16 protein-coding genes and 1 pseudogene are annotated in these 16,569 nt (G+C 61.9%); 13 read left to right on the forward strand and 4 right to left on the reverse strand.

All coding sequences use genetic code 11. The annotated features are described in order from the left end of the window. Positions 1–63 precede the first annotated feature (63 nt). The 8 genes from V6093_RS23580 to rpoS all read left to right on the forward strand — a co-directional run bounded on the left by V6093_RS23580 (position 64) and on the right by rpoS (position 7,302). The gene (locus V6093_RS23580; RefSeq protein WP_003252338.1) at positions 64–1,176 is read left to right on the forward strand and encodes an S-(hydroxymethyl)glutathione dehydrogenase/class III alcohol dehydrogenase; all 1,113 of its coding nucleotides are present in this window, start codon (positions 64–66) and stop codon (positions 1,174–1,176) included. Between the two features lie 8 nt (positions 1,177–1,184). Next, the gene (fghA, locus tag V6093_RS23585; RefSeq protein WP_003252340.1) at positions 1,185–2,039 is read left to right on the forward strand and encodes an S-formylglutathione hydrolase; all 855 of its coding nucleotides are present in this window, start codon (positions 1,185–1,187) and stop codon (positions 2,037–2,039) included. A 112-nt stretch (positions 2,040–2,151) separates the two neighbouring features. After that, positions 2,152–2,625, forward strand: a complete 474-nt coding sequence (gene ispF, locus V6093_RS23590) for a 2-C-methyl-D-erythritol 2,4-cyclodiphosphate synthase (RefSeq protein ID WP_003252342.1) — start codon at positions 2,152–2,154, stop codon at positions 2,623–2,625. Then, positions 2,622–3,680 (forward strand): tRNA pseudouridine(13) synthase TruD, encoded by a 1,059-nt coding sequence (truD, locus tag V6093_RS23595; protein ID WP_047603359.1) that lies wholly within the window; start codon positions 2,622–2,624, stop codon positions 3,678–3,680. The genes ispF and truD overlap by 4 nt, the downstream gene beginning before the upstream one ends. Beyond that, entirely contained in the window at positions 3,668–4,417 is a 750-nt protein-coding gene (gene surE / locus V6093_RS23600; protein WP_003252346.1) for a 5'/3'-nucleotidase SurE, read from the forward strand. The genes truD and surE overlap by 13 nt, the downstream gene beginning before the upstream one ends. A gap of 35 nt (positions 4,418–4,452) precedes the next feature. Further along, positions 4,453–5,091: a protein-L-isoaspartate(D-aspartate) O-methyltransferase gene (locus tag V6093_RS23605; protein WP_003252348.1), complete on the forward strand. Its 639-nt coding sequence runs from the start codon at positions 4,453–4,455 to the stop codon at positions 5,089–5,091. 237 nt (positions 5,092–5,328) lie between these two features. Beyond that, positions 5,329–6,186, forward strand: a complete 858-nt coding sequence (locus V6093_RS23610; RefSeq protein ID WP_003252350.1) for a peptidoglycan DD-metalloendopeptidase family protein — start codon at positions 5,329–5,331, stop codon at positions 6,184–6,186. Positions 6,187–6,294: 108 nt separating this feature from the next. Further along, on the forward strand, positions 6,295–7,302 hold the full coding sequence (gene rpoS, locus V6093_RS23615) for an RNA polymerase sigma factor RpoS (protein ID WP_003252351.1): 1,008 nt from the start codon (positions 6,295–6,297) through the stop codon (positions 7,300–7,302). A gap of 536 nt (positions 7,303–7,838) precedes the next feature. On the opposite strand, the gene fdxA is transcribed toward rpoS, so the two are convergent. Beyond that, positions 7,839–8,162 carry a ferredoxin FdxA gene (fdxA, locus tag V6093_RS23620; protein WP_003252355.1) on the reverse strand — a complete coding sequence of 108 codons (324 nt, stop codon included), beginning with the start codon at positions 8,160–8,162 and terminating at the stop codon, positions 7,839–7,841. A 140-nt stretch (positions 8,163–8,302) separates the two neighbouring features. After that, positions 8,303–10,876, reverse strand: a complete 2,574-nt coding sequence (gene mutS, locus V6093_RS23625) for a DNA mismatch repair protein MutS (protein WP_003252357.1) — start codon at positions 10,874–10,876, stop codon at positions 8,303–8,305. 184 nt (positions 10,877–11,060) lie between these two features. On the opposite strand from mutS, the pseudogene V6093_RS23630 reads away from it, so the two are divergent. From V6093_RS23630 to recX, 4 genes and pseudogenes are all read left to right on the forward strand, one after another. Further along, positions 11,061–12,129: pseudogene (locus tag V6093_RS23630) on the forward strand (hypothetical protein). 56 nt (positions 12,130–12,185) lie between these two features. Then, complete coding sequence (locus V6093_RS23635) at positions 12,186–12,668, forward strand: CinA family protein (RefSeq protein ID WP_003252362.1); 483 nt, start codon at positions 12,186–12,188, stop codon at positions 12,666–12,668. Positions 12,669–12,771: 103 nt separating this feature from the next. Continuing rightward, positions 12,772–13,839: a recombinase RecA gene (gene recA / locus V6093_RS23640; protein WP_003252365.1), complete on the forward strand. Its 1,068-nt coding sequence runs from the start codon at positions 12,772–12,774 to the stop codon at positions 13,837–13,839. A 21-nt stretch (positions 13,840–13,860) separates the two neighbouring features. Then, positions 13,861–14,331: a recombination regulator RecX gene (gene recX, locus V6093_RS23645; RefSeq protein ID WP_003252366.1), complete on the forward strand. Its 471-nt coding sequence runs from the start codon at positions 13,861–13,863 to the stop codon at positions 14,329–14,331. 266 nt (positions 14,332–14,597) lie between these two features. Here recX and V6093_RS23650 read toward each other — a convergent pair whose 3' ends face one another. Continuing rightward, positions 14,598–15,716 carry an LOG family protein gene (locus tag V6093_RS23650; protein WP_003252368.1) on the reverse strand — a complete coding sequence of 373 codons (1,119 nt, stop codon included), beginning with the start codon at positions 15,714–15,716 and terminating at the stop codon, positions 14,598–14,600. Between the two features lie 160 nt (positions 15,717–15,876). Here V6093_RS23650 and V6093_RS23655 point away from each other — a divergent pair, with 160 nt between their 5' ends. After that, the gene (locus V6093_RS23655) at positions 15,877–16,086 is read left to right on the forward strand and encodes a hypothetical protein (RefSeq protein WP_003252370.1); all 210 of its coding nucleotides are present in this window, start codon (positions 15,877–15,879) and stop codon (positions 16,084–16,086) included. A 14-nt stretch (positions 16,087–16,100) separates the two neighbouring features. On the opposite strand, the gene V6093_RS23660 is transcribed toward V6093_RS23655, so the two are convergent. Beyond that, entirely contained in the window at positions 16,101–16,520 is a 420-nt protein-coding gene (locus V6093_RS23660; protein WP_047603357.1) for a quorum-sensing-regulated virulence factor family protein, read from the reverse strand. Between the last annotated feature and the right edge of the window lie 49 nt (positions 16,521–16,569).

Here is a 16,569-nt window from a genome sequence, read left to right on the forward strand (position 1 = left end):
ATTCATCAAATGACGCTGAATTACACTGCAAGACTGAATCGATCCACTGTCTGGAGACCTTTGATGATCAAGTCCCGTGCTGCCGTTGCCTTCGAAGCCAAGAAACCCCTGGAAATCGTCGAAGTCGACGTGGCCATGCCAAAAGCCGGTGAAGTGCTGCTGCGCGTGGTCGCCAGCGGTGTCTGCCACACCGATGCCTATACCCTGTCCGGTGCTGACCCGGAAGGGATCTTCCCATCGATCCTCGGCCACGAAGGCGGTGCCATCGTCGAAGCGGTGGGCGAGGGGGTGACCTCGGTCGCCGTGGGTGACCACGTCATCCCGCTGTACACCCCAGAATGCGGCAAGTGCAAGTTCTGCCTCTCGGGCAAGACCAACCTGTGCCAGGCCATCCGCGCCACCCAGGGCAAGGGCCTGATGCCGGACGGCACCACGCGCTTCTCGTACAAGGGCCAGCAACTGTTCCACTACATGGGCACCTCGACGTTCTCCGAATACACCGTGCTGCCGGAAATTTCCGTGGCCAAGATCCAGAAAGAAGCACCACTGGAAAAGGTCTGCCTGCTGGGCTGCGGCGTCACCACCGGTATCGGCGCGGTACTCAACACTGCCAAGGTCAAGCCGGGTGATACCGTGGCCATCTTCGGCCTCGGTGGCATCGGCCTGTCGGCCGTGATCGGTGCGGTCAAGGCCAAGGCCTCGCGTATCATCGCCATCGACATCAACCCGGCCAAGTTCGAAATCGCCCGCCAACTGGGTGCCACCGATTGCATCAACCCGAAAGACTACGATCGCCCGATCCAGGAAGTGATCGTCGACCTCACCGATGGTGGCGTGGACTTCTCCTTCGAGTGCATCGGCAACGTTCAGCTGATGCGCGCCGCCCTGGAATGCTGCCACAAGGGCTGGGGTGAGTCGGTGATCATCGGTGTGGCCGGTGCCGGCCAGGAAATTTCCACGCGTCCGTTCCAGCTGGTTACCGGTCGGGTCTGGCGTGGTTCGGCGTTCGGCGGGGTGCGTGGCCGCAGCGAACTGCCGAGCTACGTGGAAATGTCCGAGAAAGGCGAGATCCCGCTGGACACCTTCATCACCCACACGATGGGGCTGGAAGACATCAACAAGGCCTTCGACCTGATGCATGAAGGCAAGAGCATCCGTAGCGTGATCCACTTCTGAGGTCTGCCATGAGCCTGGATAACATCTCCTGCCAGAAGAGCTTCGGCGGCTGGCACAAGCGTTACCGGCATCATTCCAAGGTGCTGGGTTGCGATATGGTGTTCGCCGTGTACCTGCCACCGCAGGCCGAGCAGGGCGAAAAGCTGCCGGTGCTTTACTGGCTCAGCGGCCTCACCTGCACCGACGAGAACTTCATGCAGAAGGCCGGCGCCCAGCGTCTGGCCGCCGAGCTGGGGCTGATCATTGTTGCCCCCGATACCAGCCCGCGTGGCGAGCAGGTGCCGGGCGATCCGGACGGCGCCTGGGACTTTGGCCTGGGTGCTGGCTTCTACCTCAACGCCACCCAGCAACCCTGGGCCCAGCACTACCGCATGCACGACTATGTGGTGGAGGAGTTGCCAGCCCTGATCGAGGCCCACTTCCCGGCGTCGGGCGAGCGCAGCATCAGCGGCCACTCCATGGGTGGGCATGGCGCGCTGGTGTGCGCCTTGCGCAATCCGGGGCGCTACCGCTCGGTGTCGGCATTCTCGCCAATCAGCAATCCGATGGATTGTCCGTGGGGCGAGAAAGCCTTCAGCCGCTACCTGGGTGAAGACCGTGGGCGCTGGCGTGAGTGGGATGCCAGCGTGCTGCTGGCCGAAACCCCGGCAGGCCAATGCCCGCCGTTGCTGGTGGATCAGGGCGACCGTGACGACTTCCTCGAGAAGCAACTCAAGCCTGAAGCGCTGGAACAGGCGGCACGCAAAGGTGGCCATGCAATGACCCTGCGTATGCAGCCGGGCTATGACCATAGCTACTACTTCATTGCCAGCTTCATCGAGGAGCACCTGCGCCATCATGCGGTGGCACTGGGGCGGGTTTAACGCTTGCTGTGGGAGCGGGCGTGCCCGCGAAGGGCTGCACAGCAGCCCCAATCCCACAAATCCCCTGCAAAGCAGGTAGAATCACGCCCTGACTCATTCAGGGCGTTTTTTTATGCGTATTGGCCACGGCTACGATGTGCACCGTTTCTGCGACGGTGATTTCATTACCCTGGGCGGGGTGCGTATCCCCCACAAATACGGCCTGTTGGCCCATTCTGACGGTGACGTGCTGTTGCACGCCCTGAGCGATGCCTTGCTTGGCGCTGCGGCGCTGGGCGACATCGGCAAGCACTTCCCTGACACTGACCCGCAGTTCAAGGGGGCTGACAGCCGCGCGCTGCTGCGCCATGTGGTCGGCATCGTCAAGGCCAAGGGCTGGAAGGTCGGCAACGTTGACGCCACCATCGTCGCCCAGGCACCGAAAATGGCCCCACACATCGAAACCATGCGCCAGCTGATCGCCGAAGACCTGCAGGTCGAGCTCGACCAGGTCAATGTCAAGGCCACCACCACAGAGAAGCTTGGCTTTACCGGCCGCGAGGAGGGCATTGCCGTGCATTCGGTCGCCCTGCTGCTGCCAGCATGACCGAACTGGAATTGCTGGGCCCGCGCGCATCGGGCGAATCCCTGGGCACCGCCGTCCTCAAAGCGGTTGCCGAAGACTTTCAGGTTGACGAAGTTCTGGATATACCGCTATCCGGCCAAGGCGAGCACCTGTGGCTGTGGGTCGAGAAGCGTGACCTGAACACTGAAGAAGCCGCCCGGCGCCTTGCCCGCGCCGCTGGCGTGCCCGTGCGCAGCATCAGCTATGCCGGCCTGAAGGACCGCCAGGCGCTGACCCGCCAGTGGTTCAGCCTGCACCTGCCGGGCAAGGCCGACCCGGATCTGTCGCGTGCCGAGGATGCCAGCCTGCGTGTGCTCAAACAGGTGCGTCACCAGCGCAAACTGCAGCGCGGCGCGCATTCGGCCAACGGGTTCACCTTGCGCCTGACCGCCCTGGCTGCCGATCACCAGGCGGTGGATGCGCGCCTGGAGCAGCTCAGGCAGCAAGGTGTGCCCAACTATTTCGGCACCCAGCGCTTCGGGCACGGGGGTGGCAACGTCCATGACGCCCTCGATTGGGCCGCACGCAAGGCTTTGCCTGAACAGCGCAACGTGCGTTCGCGGCTGCTTTCGGCCGGGCGCAGCTACCTGTTCAATCAGTTGTTGGCTGCGCGTGTCGCTGATGGTAGCTGGGCCCGAGCCCAGGTCGGCGACCTGCTGGCGTTCACCGACAGCCGCAGTTTCTTCCCGGCGGGTGAGGCGGAATGTGCCGACCCGCGCCTGGCGATTCTCGACTTGCATCCAACCGGCCCGATGTGGGGGGAGGGCGCTTCACCTGCTGGCGCAGCGCCTGCCCAGCTGGAAAACGCTATCGGCGCACGTCAGCCGGCACTTTGCCAGTGGCTGGCCCAGGCGGGCATGGATCACGAACGGCGAATTCTGCGGCTCCCTATTGGCGGCCTGACGTGGCATTATCCCGAGCCTGATATCCTGCAACTGGAATTCGTCCTGCCGGCCGGATGCTTCGCCACCGTGGTGGTGCGTGAAGTCGTGGATCTGGTGTCGGCAGGGCAGACGGACAGCCCATGCGTATTCTGATTTCGAATGACGACGGTGTTACCGCACCTGGCATCGCCGCGCTGCACGCTGCGCTGGTGGATTATGCCGAGTGCGCGGTGATCGCCCCGGATCAAGACAAGAGCGGCGCCAGCAGTTCGCTGACGCTGGACCGGCCACTGCATCCGCAGACCCTGGCCAATGGCTTCATCAGCCTCAACGGCACGCCGACCGACTGCGTGCACCTGGGGCTCAATGGGCTGTTGCCACAGACGCCGGACATGGTCGTGTCGGGGATCAACCTCGGTGCCAACCTGGGCGATGACGTGCTGTATTCGGGAACGGTCGCTGCGGCGCTCGAAGGCCGCTTTCTCGGCGGTACCTCGCTGGCGTTCTCGCTGTTGTCGCGCCAGCCGGACAACCTGCCGACTGCGGCCTATATCGCCCGTCGTCTGGTCGAGGCACAGTCGCGCCTGGTGTTGCCGCCACGCACTGTACTCAACGTCAATATTCCCAACTTGCCACTGGAGCACATCCGTGGCATCCAGCTCACCCGTCTCGGTCACCGCGCGCGGGCGGCGGCGCCCACCAAGGTGGTCAACCCGCGTGGCAAGGAAGGCTACTGGATTGCCGTGGCCGGTGATGCCGAGGACGGCGGCCCGGGCACCGACTTCCACGCGGTGATGCAAGGCTACGTATCGATTACCCCGTTGCAGCTCGACCGCACCTTCAATGATGCCTTCGAGCAGCTCGATGGTTGGCTGGAGGGCCTGCTCTGATGCGTGAGGACGATATGCTGCGGCGTGGCATCGGCATGACCTCTCAGCGTACCCGGGAGCGGCTGATACAGCGCTTGTGCGAAGAGGGGGTTTCGAACACCAAGGTGCTCGACGTGATCCGTCGTACGCCGCGCCACCTGTTCGTCGACGAGGCGCTGGCGCATCGAGCATACGAAGACACCGCGCTGCCGATCGGCCACAACCAGACCATCTCCCAGCCGTTCATGGTTGCTCACATGAGCGAGCTGTTGCTCGAGGCCGGGCCGCTGGACAAGGTGCTGGAGATTGGCACCGGTTCGGGCTACCAGACGGCGATCCTGGCTCAGCTGGTCGAGCGGGTGTTTTCGGTAGAGCGCATCAAGGTGCTGCAGGACCGGGCCAAAGAGCGCCTGGTGGAGCTTAACCTGCGCAACGTGGTATTCCGCTGGGGTGACGGTTGTGAGGGGTGGCCGGCGCTTGCGCCGTACAACGGCATCATCGTCACCGCCGTGGCGCCGGAAGTGCCACAGGCACTGCTCGACCAACTGGCACCCGGTGGACGCATGGTCATTCCGGTAGGGCCGGCCGGCGAAGCGCAGCAACTGATGCTGATCGTGCGCGAGGAGCATGGATTCTCCCGTCGCGTACTGGGGGCTGTGCGCTTCGTGCCGCTGCTCAATGGGCCTCTGGCCTGAGGCCTGTTGATCTGAGCTGTGCAGGCATGAGGCGCGGTGTATTTTTGTGCCGGTGGCGAATTCTTGTCGCTTCGCCCTGTCTATCAGGCGGTGCGAAGCGCTAACGCACAGCGTGCACCGGGGTTTTATGCCCGTCTTTTGAACCCGTCTGCCATTACCGGCTGGCTTGGTTATAATTGCAACAATATTGCATTTCTTGTCTTCATATCGATTTTCGGCACCATGAGGGGAGCGCGGGTGGGTCACACAGTCATTCGGCAGCGCAAGGACGGGTCGGGTTTCAAGCTTCTGGTGATTGCATTGGCCATGGGCACGCTTCTGGTGGGTTGCTCAAGCACCAGCAGCAACAGCGCGCGGGTGGTCGACCGCAACAACACCGTGCCCAAGCGCCCGGCGGTGACTTCTGGGCAATACATCGTCAAGCCAGGCGACACCCTGTTCTCCATCGCCTTCCGTTATGGCTGGGACTACAAGGAGCTGGCTGCACGCAACGGCATTCAGGCGCCTTATACCATCCGCCCGGGCCAAGCGATTCGTTTCAGCAGCGGTTCCAGCAGCCGCACCACGGTGGTGTCCAGCCCGTCCTCGTCAAGCCGCACCACGGTCACGCGGCGGCCTGTGGGCAGCACTGCCACGGCGCCTGCCAGCACCAGCAAACCGGCCACGTCGGCGCCTTCCGCCCCTGCCCCTGTGGTCGCTACCGTACCAGCCGCAGAGCGCGCGGTAGGTGGTTGGACCTGGCCTGCCAATGGCGTGCTGATTGGAAAATTTGCTTCAAACGGTAGTTTGAATAAAGGCATTGATATCGCCGGTGATTTGGGACAGCCTGTTTTTGCTGCGTCTGATGGTGCGGTGGTTTATGCCGGGAGTGGTTTGAGGGGCTACGGCGAGCTGATCATCATCAAGCACAGCGACACCTACGTCAGTGCCTACGGTCATAACCGCAGGCTGTTGGTTCGGGAGGGGCAGCAGGTCAAGGCAGGGCAGTCGATTGCTGAAATGGGGTCTACGGGCACAGATCGGGTGAAGCTGCATTTCGAGATTCGCCGCCAGGGCAAACCCGTCGATCCACTCCAGTTCCTGCCACGTCGTTGACCGTTGTACCCGGCCTGTTCCTGTGATGTAGAGGGGACAGGCTCAAGCGCTGCCAGGGAGAAAGGTGCCGCTCGAGTCTGAGTTCGAACTCAGCAAAGGATTATAACAATGGCTCTCAGTAAAGAAGTGCCGGAGTTTGACATCGACGATGACGTCCTCCTGATGGAGACGGGTATCGTTTTGGAAACGGATGTGGTGTCAGACGAACCTGCTGTATCTTCGGTTCGGACGAGGGCCAAATCGGGCTCTTCGCTCAAGCAACACAAGTACATCGATTACAGCAGGGCGCTCGATGCCACCCAGCTGTATCTCAACGAGATTGGTTTCTCGCCGCTGCTTTCGCCGGAAGAAGAAGTGCATTTTGCGCGCTTGTCGCAAAAGGGTGACCCTGCCGGCCGCAAGCGCATGATCGAAAGCAACCTGCGCCTGGTTGTCAAAATTGCCCGTCGTTACGTGAACCGTGGCCTGTCGCTGCTCGACCTGATCGAGGAGGGCAACCTGGGGCTGATCCGTGCGGTCGAAAAGTTCGACCCGGAGCGTGGTTTCCGTTTTTCGACCTACGCGACCTGGTGGATTCGCCAGACCATCGAACGGGCGATCATGAACCAGACCCGCACCATTCGCCTGCCGATCCACGTGGTCAAGGAACTGAACGTCTACCTGCGCGCCGCGCGCGAGCTGACGCAGAAACTCGACCACGAGCCCTCGCCGGAAGAAATCGCCACCTTGCTGGAAAAGCCGGTCGCCGAGGTCAAGCGCATGCTTGGCCTGAACGAGCGGGTGTCTTCGGTAGACGTGTCGCTTGGCCCGGATTCGGACAAGACGCTGCTCGATACCCTGACCGACGACCGCCCGACGGACCCGTGCGAGCTGCTGCAGGATGACGACCTGTCGCAGAGCATCGATCAGTGGCTGGGCGAGTTGACCGACAAGCAGCGCGAGGTGGTGGTGCGTCGCTTCGGCCTGCGAGGGCATGAAAGCAGTACCCTCGAAGATGTTGGCCTGGAGATTGGCCTGACCCGGGAACGGGTGCGGCAGATTCAGGTAGAAGGGCTGAAGCGTTTGCGTGAGATCCTTGAAAAGAATGGTCTGTCCAGCGAGTCATTGTTCCAGTAGCTAGCGCTGTAACAAAAGACGCCCCGATGATCTCGGGGCGTTTTTGTTTGTGGCGAAAAGCGAGGTTCCCTTTCAGATTGCCGGGGCGCATGGCGCCCAGACGCTACCTGGCAAGACACCTATCAAATGTGTACCGCGCTACCCCAGTAACATCGTGTGTAAGCCTTTACTTACTCGTTGTGTAAGCTTTCCATGCAACCTTCAGTAAATCAAAGTCGTTTCCAAAGGCTGAATTTTTACAACCCATTGAAAAGCATGGTTTATTCACCGGTGAGTAAATGTGTCCGCGGAAATACCTTGCAAGCTCCATCGCTTGCTCGCCTGGCTGAACCCGCTAGTATTCGAACTGTGCACAGGGACATGCACAGGCTTTCAGGATGAAGGCCAGGGACATCGCAAGAAGCGATTTCATCAGGATGATGTTTGGGACAAGCAGGGACTACGGAAAAAAATGTGGGCGGGTCAAACCGCCCCTTTTTTTTGCCCGTAGGAAAACAAAAAAGGCCCCGAAGGGCCTTTTTCGCGTCTGGGCGCTATCAGCGCTCCAGGTCGGCAATCTTGCCAGGCTTGCCATCCCATTCTTCAGCGTCCGGCAGGGCGTCCTTACGCTCGGTGATATTCGGCCAGATTTCCGCCAGCTCGGCGTTCAGCTCGATGAAGTTTTCCATGCCAGAAGGCACTTCGTCTTCCGAGAAGATGGCTTGCGCTGGGCACTCCGGCTCGCACAAGGCGCAGTCGATGCACTCGTCCGGGTGGATGACCAGGAAGTTCGGGCCTTCGTAGAAGCAGTCCACCGGACAGACTTCCACGCAGTCGGTGTATTTGCATTTGATGCAGTTGTCGGTGACGACGAAGGTCATTTCTAATTCTCTCCTCAGGCGACGGCGGCGGCCCTTCCTCTCAGGGCCGCGCGGTTTACGGGTATGTGGCTGCAGGCCAGGCTAATAACCTGCAGCACCAGCAAACCGCGGCGGATTCTACCAGCTTGTAATGGGCGCCGTTATAACAGGTTCTTTAGTTGATATAGCATTTCGATAGCTTGACGCGGGGTCATGTCGTCCAGCTGCAGCTTGCCCAGCTTCTCGATGGCTGGATGAGGGAGGCTGGCAAACAAGTCGCTCTGGTGTGGCACTTGTGGCGCGTCCTTGGCCTTGTGGGCCGCAGGCTGCTCATGGGGCAGGCTGGTGGTTTCCAGCCGGCCAAGGTGTTCGCGAGCACGCTGGATCACTGCCGTCGGTACGCCGGCCAGCTGTGCAACGGCCAGGCCGTAGCTTTGGCTGGCAGGGCCGGGTAGCACGTGGTGCAGGAACACGATGCGTTCATTGTGCTCGGTGGCGTTCAGGTGCACGTTGGCCACCAGCGGCTCGCTCTCCGGCAGCACGGTCAGTTCGAAGTAGTGGGTGGCGAACAGTGTGTAGGCACGCAGCTGGGCCAGGCGCTCGGCGGCGGCCCAGGCCAGCGACAGGCCATCGAAGGTGCTGGTACCGCGGCCCACTTCGTCCATCAGCACCAGGCTGCGGTCGGTGGCGTTGTGCAGGATGTTGGCGGTCTCGCTCATCTCCACCATGAAGGTCGAGCGCCCGCCGGCCAGGTCGTCACTGGAGCCGATGCGGGTGAAGATGCGGTCGACCAGCGACAGCTCGCAGCTGGCTGCCGGCACGAAGCTACCGATGTGGGCCAGGAGCACGATAAGCGCAGTCTGGCGCATGTAGGTCGATTTACCGCCCATGTTAGGGCCGGTGATGATCAGCATGCGCGTACTGTTGTCCAGGCCCAGGTCGTTGGCCACGAACGGCGTGGTCAGTACCTGTTCCACCACCGGGTGGCGGCCCTGCTCGATGCGCAGGCAAGGCTCGTCGACAAAGCGTGGGCAGCTCAGGTCGAGGTTCAGTGCGCGCTCGGCCAAGTTGCTGAGCACATCCAGCTCGGCCAGGGCGGCGGCGCTGTCCTGCAGCGGTGCCAGGTGGCTGATCAGGGTTTCCAGCAGCGCGTCGTAGAGCATCTTCTCGCGGGCCAGGGCGCGGCTCTTGGCCGACAATGCCTTGTCCTCGAACGCCTTGAGCTCCGGGGTGATGAAGCGCTCGGCGCCTTTGAGGGTCTGGCGGCGGATGTAGTCGCCCGGGGCCTGCTCGGCCTGCTTGGTCGGCAGTTCGATGAAGTAGCCGTGCACGCGGTTGTAGCCGACCTTGAGGTTGGCAAGGCCGGTGCGGGCCTTTTCCCGGGTTTCCAGGTCGATCAGGAACTGACCGGCGTTCTCGCTGATTGCCAGCAGCTCGTCCAGTTCGTTGTCATAGCCGGCTTTCAGTACACCGCCGTCGCGGATCACCGCCGGCGGGTTATCGATGATCGCCCGCTCCAACAGGCTGGCCAGTTCCGGATAGGTACCGGTAATGGCCGCCAGACGCGCCAGGTGCGGCGCTTCGAGTTCGGTCATGGCGTTCTGCAGCTCTGGCAACGCGCCCAGCGCATCGCGCAGGCGTGCCAGGTCGCGCGGGCGGGCATTGCGCAGGCCAATACGGGCGAGGATCCGCTCGATATCGCCAATCTCCTTCAGCTGCGGCTGCAGCTTCTCGAAGCGGTAGCTGTCGAGCAGGCAGCGGATCGAGTCCTGGCGTGCTTGCAGCACCTTGAGGTCGCGCAGTGGGCGGTTCAGCCAGCGGCTCAGCAGGCGGCTGGCCATGGCGGTCTGGCAGCGGTCGATCACCGATTGCAGGGTGTTGTCGCGCCCGCCGGCCAGGTTGATGTCCAGCTCCAGGTTGCGGCGGCTGGCCCCATCGAGGATGACCGTATCGTCCAGGCGCTCGTGGCGCAGGCTGCGCAGGTGCGGCAGCGCGGTGCGCTGGGTTTCCTTGGCGTAGGTCAGCAGGCAGCCGGCGGCACCGATGGCCAGGGTCAGCTTGTCACAGCCGAAGCCCTTGAGGTCCTTGGTCGCGAACTGTTGGCACAGGGCCTTGCGTGCCGAGTCGCGGTCGAAGTCCCAGGGGGCGCGGCGGCGGGCGCCTGGGCGTTTTTCCGCAGGCAGGTCCCGTGGCCAGTCGTCGGGGATCAACAGCTCGACCGGGTTCAGGCGCTCGAGTTCGGCCAGCAGGTTTTCCCAGCCCTTGATTTCTTGCACGCTGAAATTGCCGCTGGTGATGTCCAGTACCGCCAGGCCGAACAGGCGCTCGTCACCGAGCAGTGCGGCAATCAGGTTGTCGCGGCGCTCGTCGAGCAGTGCCTCGTCGCTGACCGTGCCGGGGGTGATGATGCGCACCACCTGGCGCTCCACCGGGCCCTTGCTGGTGGCGGGGTCGCCGATCTGCTCACAGATCACCACCGACTCGCCGAGCTTGACCAGCTTGGCCAGGTAGCCCTCCAGCGAATGGAACGGAATCCCGCACATGGGGATGGACTGGCCGGCCGACTGACCGCGGGCGGTCAGGGTGATATCCAGCAGTTTCGCGGCCTTTTTCGCATCTTCGTAGAAGATCTCGTAGAAGTCGCCCATGCGGTAGAACATCAGCTGGTCCGGGTGCTGGTTTTTCAGCTTCCAGTACTGCTGCATCATCGGTGTGTGTGCGGAAAGATCTGACATTCAGGGCCTTACAGGGGGGATCTGGTTGGCGATGGTAAACCCGTAATGGTACAGGCTTTTTCGTTGCGATGCAGGCACGTGCTTTGGGGCATGCGCGCAGTCTGGCGGGCAATGGTGGAGCTGCACCGCGTAACCCTCTAGAATGCGCGCCCCTCGACGAATGCCCCTAGCCCTGATCTGCAAGATGAATGTGTCCAGCCCTGTCCCTTATGTAACGCAACAGCTGATCTACCTCCTTTATGGCAAGTGCCGGATCTATCAGCTGGAGGCAAAACTTAGCATCCTTACCGCCCTGGCTCGTTGCAAGCCGGCTGAGTTGCCGGTGATCCGCGTGCTTACCGACCAGCCACAGGCCTTTGCCGGCTGGCCGGTGGAAGTGATCACACTGGACGAGCAGACCTTGCAGGCCTGGGCCGGCGACGGCGGCTACACCCATCGGCGCAAGGCCTGCGCCATTGCCCAGGCCGGGCAGTGGGCGGACAAGACCGTGTATCATCGATACCGATACGGTATTTCTGCAGTCGCCGCAAAAGCTGTTCAGCCAGGTCGATACCGGGCAATTCTTGGTCGACGAGGTGGAAATGAGCTGGGCCGAGGCCTCGCGCAGCAGCTATTACCGCAGCTTCGTCGAGGGGCTTGCGGAGTCGGGCGAAGCACCGGCCGATGACTTGCGGCTGTGTAACAGCGGTGTCATGGGCTTTACCCGCGACAACGTTGGCATCGCCGAGCGCGCCATCGTCCGGATTGACGACTGGACGCCGTATGCCCGTGACTTGCATACGATCGAGCAGATCGCCTTTTCCTTCGAATTGCATAGCGCGCCGATCAACGAGGCGCGCGGCGTGATCAGCCATTACTTTGCGATGAAGCAGTACGTGCATGCCATTCTAGAAATCTTCTTTGCCCGGCATGGCGAGCATTTTCATTCGAAGATGCCAGCTCTGGCCCTGAAGGTGCCGGCACATCGCCCGGTGCCCTCGTGGTTGGCTCGGCTCTCGGTGAAATGGAGCCTCAAGCATGTACCCCGGGAACTGCGTGGCATCGGCCGCAAGTTGCTCTACGGCAGTGTGATGAGTGGTGATGACTACCAGCGCGCGTGCAAGGTGGTCTGGTGGCGTTCGGCAATCGAGGACATGCGCACGCTGGGCGGCTTTGACTGGAGCCGGGAGTGGCCTGACGGGCTGCCGCGGCTGGGGCAGCGTGACGAACTGGCGTTCAGCGAAATCGCCCGGGCCAGCCTGAAAGTTTCCTGAGCCAGAGCCCGAAGCAGGGTGGTAGGGTAGAGAGCCGCCCTCAAGGAGCACCCTGCATGGACCCGATCACCACGCTCGCCACCCGCCTGGGTGAGCACCTGCGCCGATTCAATGCGCAGGTAACTACCGCCGAATCATGCACCGGTGGTGGCATTGCCGAAGCCATCACCCGCATACCTGGCAGCTCGGCCTGGTTCGAAGCCGGTTACGTCACCTATTCCAATGCCCAGAAAACCCGCCAGTTGGGGGTGCCTGAAGCGTTGTTCGGTCAGGTGGGGGCAGTCAGCCAGGAAGTGGTCGAAGCCATGGTCCGTGGGGCTCAGGCTGCCAGTGGCGCACGGTTTGCCGTGGCGGTGAGTGGTGTGGCCGGGCCGGACGGCGGCTCACCAGCCAAACCAGTGGGCACTGTGTGGCTGGCCTGGGGTGACGGTAGCCGGGTGTTCAGCGAGCGTCGGCAGTTCGACGGTGACCGCGAGGCGGTGCGCCGACAGACGGTGATCGCTGCGTTAGACGGCTTGTTACAGCTTGGTGCCGAGTAAATCGACGACAGGGGTTTGCGCGGGCGTCTGCCTGTGGAATAATACTGGCTACTTATACAGTTATTCCGGCCGTCAGGGCCAAGTCGAACACGTGAGGATTTCAATGGACGACAACAAGAAGCGCGCCTTGGCTGCGGCCCTGGGTCAGATCGAACGCCAATTCGGTAAAGGCGCGGTCATGCGCATGGGTGACCATGAGCGTCAAGGCATTCCGGCCATCTCCACCGGCTCGCTGGGCCTGGATATCGCCCTGGGCATCGGCGGTCTGCCAAAAGGCCGTATCGTCGAGATCTACGGCCCGGAATCGTCGGGTAAGACCACGCTGACCCTGTCTGTCATCGCTGAAGCGCAGAAGAACGGTGCTACCTGCGCCTTCGTCGACGCTGAACATGCCCTTGACCCTGAGTACGCCGGCAAGCTGGGCGTCAACGTCGATGACCTGCTGGTTTCGCAGCCGGACACCGGTGAGCAGGCCCTTGAAATCACCGACATGCTGGTGCGTTCCAATGCGGTCGACGTGATCATTGTCGACTCCGTTGCCGCGCTGGTACCGAAGGCTGAGATCGAAGGCGAGATGGGTGACATGCATGTGGGCCTGCAGGCCCGCCTGATGTCCCAGGCGCTGCGCAAGATCACCGGTAACATCAAGAACGCGAACTGCCTGGTCATCTTCATCAACCAGATCCGTATGAAGATCGGTGTGATGTTCGGCAGCCCGGAAACCACTACCGGTGGTAACGCCCTGAAGTTCTACGCTTCGGTCCGTCTGGACATCCGCCGTACCGGCGCGGTCAAGGAAGGCGACGAGGTGGTCGGCAGCGAAACCCGCGTCAAGATCGTCAAGAACAAGGTCTCGCCTCCGTTCCGTCAGGCTGAGTTCCAGATTCTTTACGGGAAAGGTATCTACCGTAACGGCGAGATCATTGATCTGGGGGTATCTCAGGGCTTGGTCGAGAAGTCCGGTGCCTGGTACGCCTACCAGGGCAACAAGATCGGTCAAGGCAAAGCCAACGCTGCCAAGTACCTGGCTGAGAACCCGGCTATTGGTGCCGAGATCGAGAAGCAGATTCGTGAGAAGTTGCTGAAAGCGGGTGCTGCTGCTGAAGCCGGCAAAGCTGCTGCTGCCGAAGCTGATGCCGATGACATGGCCGACGCTGACGCCGGTTATTGATTGCGCAGTAGATAGCCGAATATGTCTGCCGTACTCGACACCCCCGTCGCCATCCGGCGGACAGCCATGGACCTGCTTGCACGACGTGAGCACGGTCGAGTCGAGCTGACGCGCAAGTTGCGTCAGCGCGGCGCTTCGGACGAGTTGATCGAGCCTGAACTCGATCGGCTCGCCGAAGAAGGGCTGCTTAGTGAAGCCCGCTACCTCGAGAGTTTCATTCGTTATCGTTCCGGCTCTGGCTATGGCCCTGCGCGTATTCGCGAAGAGCTGTGTCAGCGTGGTTTGGCGCGTGCAGATATCGACCAGGCCTTGCGTGAAAGCGAGGTGAATTGGGGCGAGCGTATGCGAGACGTGTGGCAGCGCAAGTTTGCCGGGCAGCGCCCGCAAGATCCGCGCAGCCGCGCCCAGCAGACCCGGTTCCTGGCTTACCGTGGGTTCCCCATGGACATGATCGGCCGTCTGCTCAGCGGGCGTGATCTCGACGATTATTGACGCTCGAAACCACAGTGGCACGTGCACGTCGCGGATAATCTGTTTTGCCAAATGCCCCAGGCTGTCTCCATTCCATTGTAGGCGCGGGTTCACCCGCGAATAGGGTGGCGGCTGCGGCGGCGAATGGCCGGGGATATTGGCCAGCAGGTCCGGCCCTTTCGCGGGTAAACCCGCTCCTACGACGGTCTGCGGCCAACAACCAATCCGGTGCAGGAGCAGCCTGAGGTTGCTCCGGCAGGTATCACGCGAGCTGTTACAGCGAAGCCTCAACTCACTTTCAGCGCCTGCCTGGCCCTCTGCGTGGTATGCATGGGTTGCGGCTTGGCCCAGTTCTCCGGCAGGTTGATGAAATCCACCAGCTCACGCAAGCGGCCCTGATCTCGGCCGTTGAAGGCGAATGAAAGGCGGGTCAGATGGCTGTAATTGCCAACTTCGTGCTCGGCACTGCTATCCGCTTGCTGGTGATATTTGCCACTCAGGCGCAAATCGGCAAACCCTTCCTGAATGTCATACAACGCCGCTTCGCTGAGCGCATGGTGCATGCGGATCACGAACTGGCTCTTCAGCCAGCGGCTGGAGTGGTAGTTGCTGTAGAACTGGTTGATTTCCTCAACCGCTTCGTCAGCGCTGTGTACCAGGCGCACCAGCTTCAGGTCGCTGGGCAGGATGTAGCGGTTTTCTTCCAACTGGCGGCTGATGAAGTCCAGGCAGTCACGCCAGAAGCTGCCGCCCGGTGAGTCCAGCAGCACCACCGGCACCAGTGGGCTTTTGCCGGTCTGGATCAGGGTCAGCACTTCCAGCGCTTCATCCAGGGTGCCGAAGCCGCCAGGGCACAGCACCAGGCCATCGGCCTCCTTGACGAAGAACAGCTTGCGGATGAAGAAAAAGTGGAACGGCAGTAGTTTGTCGGTACCGTTCACCGTCGGGTTGGCATGTTGTTCGAAGGGTAAGGTGATGTTGAAACCCAGGCTGTGCTCGCTGCCGGCGCCTTCGTGGGCGGCCGCCATGATGCCGCCGCCGGCGCCGGTGATAACCATCAGGTCGGAGCGCGCCAGAGTGGCACCTAGCTCGCGGGCCAGCGCGTACATCGGATGCTCGAGCGGGGTGCGTGCCGAGCCGAACACGGTCACTTTGCGTCGGCCCTTGTAACGCTGCAGGGTGCGGAACGACTGGTCCAGTTCGCGCAGGGCCTGCAGGGTGATCTTGGCGCTCCAGCGGTCGCTGTCGTCATGGGCCATGCGCAGGATGGTCAGCATCATGTCGCGGTAGAGCGGCAGGTTAGGGCTGTTGGGGGCAACCAGTTGCAGTTGTGCTTCGATATTGCTCAGGTCGATATTGTTGTCGCGGAAATGGCTGAACAGCAGTTCATTCGAATGGTAAGGCATGCGACGTCTCCTTCTGCACCAATACCTCTGACCTCAATCTAGACCCTTGCGCCCGATCGTGCCGAGGTGTTCGGCGCAGCCGCCTGTCGGCCTGCGGCCATCGGCAGCACGGGTTTGGTTAACTGGTAGAGTCAAACGTGTCGATGCAGGAGGTGGCGGTATGCATCGCTTGGTCATCGAAGTGGACTGGCAGCTCTACCAGCAGCTGGAGAACGCGGCCCAGGTGCATCACCTGAGCCTTGAAGCCGAGTGCCGCCGCAGGCTGTCGGGGCTGGAGTGTCGGTCGCGATACTTGCAGGCGCTGTTGGCGGAGATGCGCGCCGATGCCGTTGAAGGGCGCTGGCGCGCTCATGAGGACGAGAAGGTGTAGCGTTAACGCTGTGCTTACTTCTTCTTGTTGCCGGCCACGCAGCTGGCGTTGTCGAAGGCCTGGTCCATGATTGGCTGGTTGGTCTTGTAGACCGTAAAGCGGTAGACCATGACGGCGCCCTTGGACATCAGGTTGCGGAAGCCGTTGTTGCGGCACACGCTGTCGCCGAGCTGGCTGCGCACCTGCTCAGGGTTGGCCTGCATGCGTGCTGCGTGGCTCTGGCGTACGCTCAGGTGGTTGACCAGCGCCTTGCCTTCAACGGTGTAACCCTGATCGAGGATGTCCTCGTTGATTGCGCGTGGGGTGCCGACGCTGCTCTCTTTGGCGACCTTCTGCAGCAGGGTGTTCAGGTCGTAATCCTGCTTGGATGCCGCCTGGGCTGCCAGAGGCAGGGCGAGCAGCAGGCTCAGGGCGGGGGCGATAAGGCGCAGCATGAATCTCTCCTGGTTCGATGACTGGCGCTTTGACATGCGCGGGTCAACG

The organism is Pseudomonas putida group bacterium ESBL64, from assembly GCF_045277175.1.
Lineage (GTDB): Bacteria > Pseudomonadota > Gammaproteobacteria > Pseudomonadales > Pseudomonadaceae > Aquipseudomonas > Aquipseudomonas alloputida.

What these genes read in the sequence shown, in the direction of transcription:
- V6093_RS23580 (WP_003252338.1), top strand. Translation starts at nt 64, where the DNA reads ATGATCAAGTCCCGTGCTGCCGTTGCCTTCGAAGCCAAGAAACCCCTG.
- fghA (WP_003252340.1), top strand. Translation starts at nt 1,185, where the DNA reads ATGAGCCTGGATAACATCTCCTGCCAGAAGAGCTTCGGCGGCTGGCAC.
- ispF (WP_003252342.1), top strand. Translation starts at nt 2,152, where the DNA reads ATGCGTATTGGCCACGGCTACGATGTGCACCGTTTCTGCGACGGTGAT.
- truD (WP_047603359.1), top strand. Translation starts at nt 2,622, where the DNA reads ATGACCGAACTGGAATTGCTGGGCCCGCGCGCATCGGGCGAATCCCTG.
- surE (WP_003252346.1), top strand. Translation starts at nt 3,668, where the DNA reads ATGCGTATTCTGATTTCGAATGACGACGGTGTTACCGCACCTGGCATC.
- V6093_RS23605 (WP_003252348.1), top strand. Translation starts at nt 4,453, where the DNA reads ATGACCTCTCAGCGTACCCGGGAGCGGCTGATACAGCGCTTGTGCGAA.
- rpoS (WP_003252351.1), top strand. Translation starts at nt 6,295, where the DNA reads ATGGCTCTCAGTAAAGAAGTGCCGGAGTTTGACATCGACGATGACGTC.
- fdxA (WP_003252355.1), bottom strand. Translation starts at nt 8,162, where the DNA reads ATGACCTTCGTCGTCACCGACAACTGCATCAAATGCAAATACACCGAC.
- mutS (WP_003252357.1), bottom strand. Translation starts at nt 10,876, where the DNA reads ATGTCAGATCTTTCCGCACACACACCGATGATGCAGCAGTACTGGAAG.
- V6093_RS23635 (WP_003252362.1), top strand. Translation starts at nt 12,186, where the DNA reads ATGGACCCGATCACCACGCTCGCCACCCGCCTGGGTGAGCACCTGCGC.
- recA (WP_003252365.1), top strand. Translation starts at nt 12,772, where the DNA reads ATGGACGACAACAAGAAGCGCGCCTTGGCTGCGGCCCTGGGTCAGATC.
- recX (WP_003252366.1), top strand. Translation starts at nt 13,861, where the DNA reads ATGTCTGCCGTACTCGACACCCCCGTCGCCATCCGGCGGACAGCCATG.
- V6093_RS23650 (WP_003252368.1), bottom strand. Translation starts at nt 15,716, where the DNA reads ATGCCTTACCATTCGAATGAACTGCTGTTCAGCCATTTCCGCGACAAC.
- V6093_RS23655 (WP_003252370.1), top strand. Translation starts at nt 15,877, where the DNA reads ATGCATCGCTTGGTCATCGAAGTGGACTGGCAGCTCTACCAGCAGCTG.
- V6093_RS23660 (WP_047603357.1), bottom strand. Translation starts at nt 16,520, where the DNA reads ATGCTGCGCCTTATCGCCCCCGCCCTGAGCCTGCTGCTCGCCCTGCCT.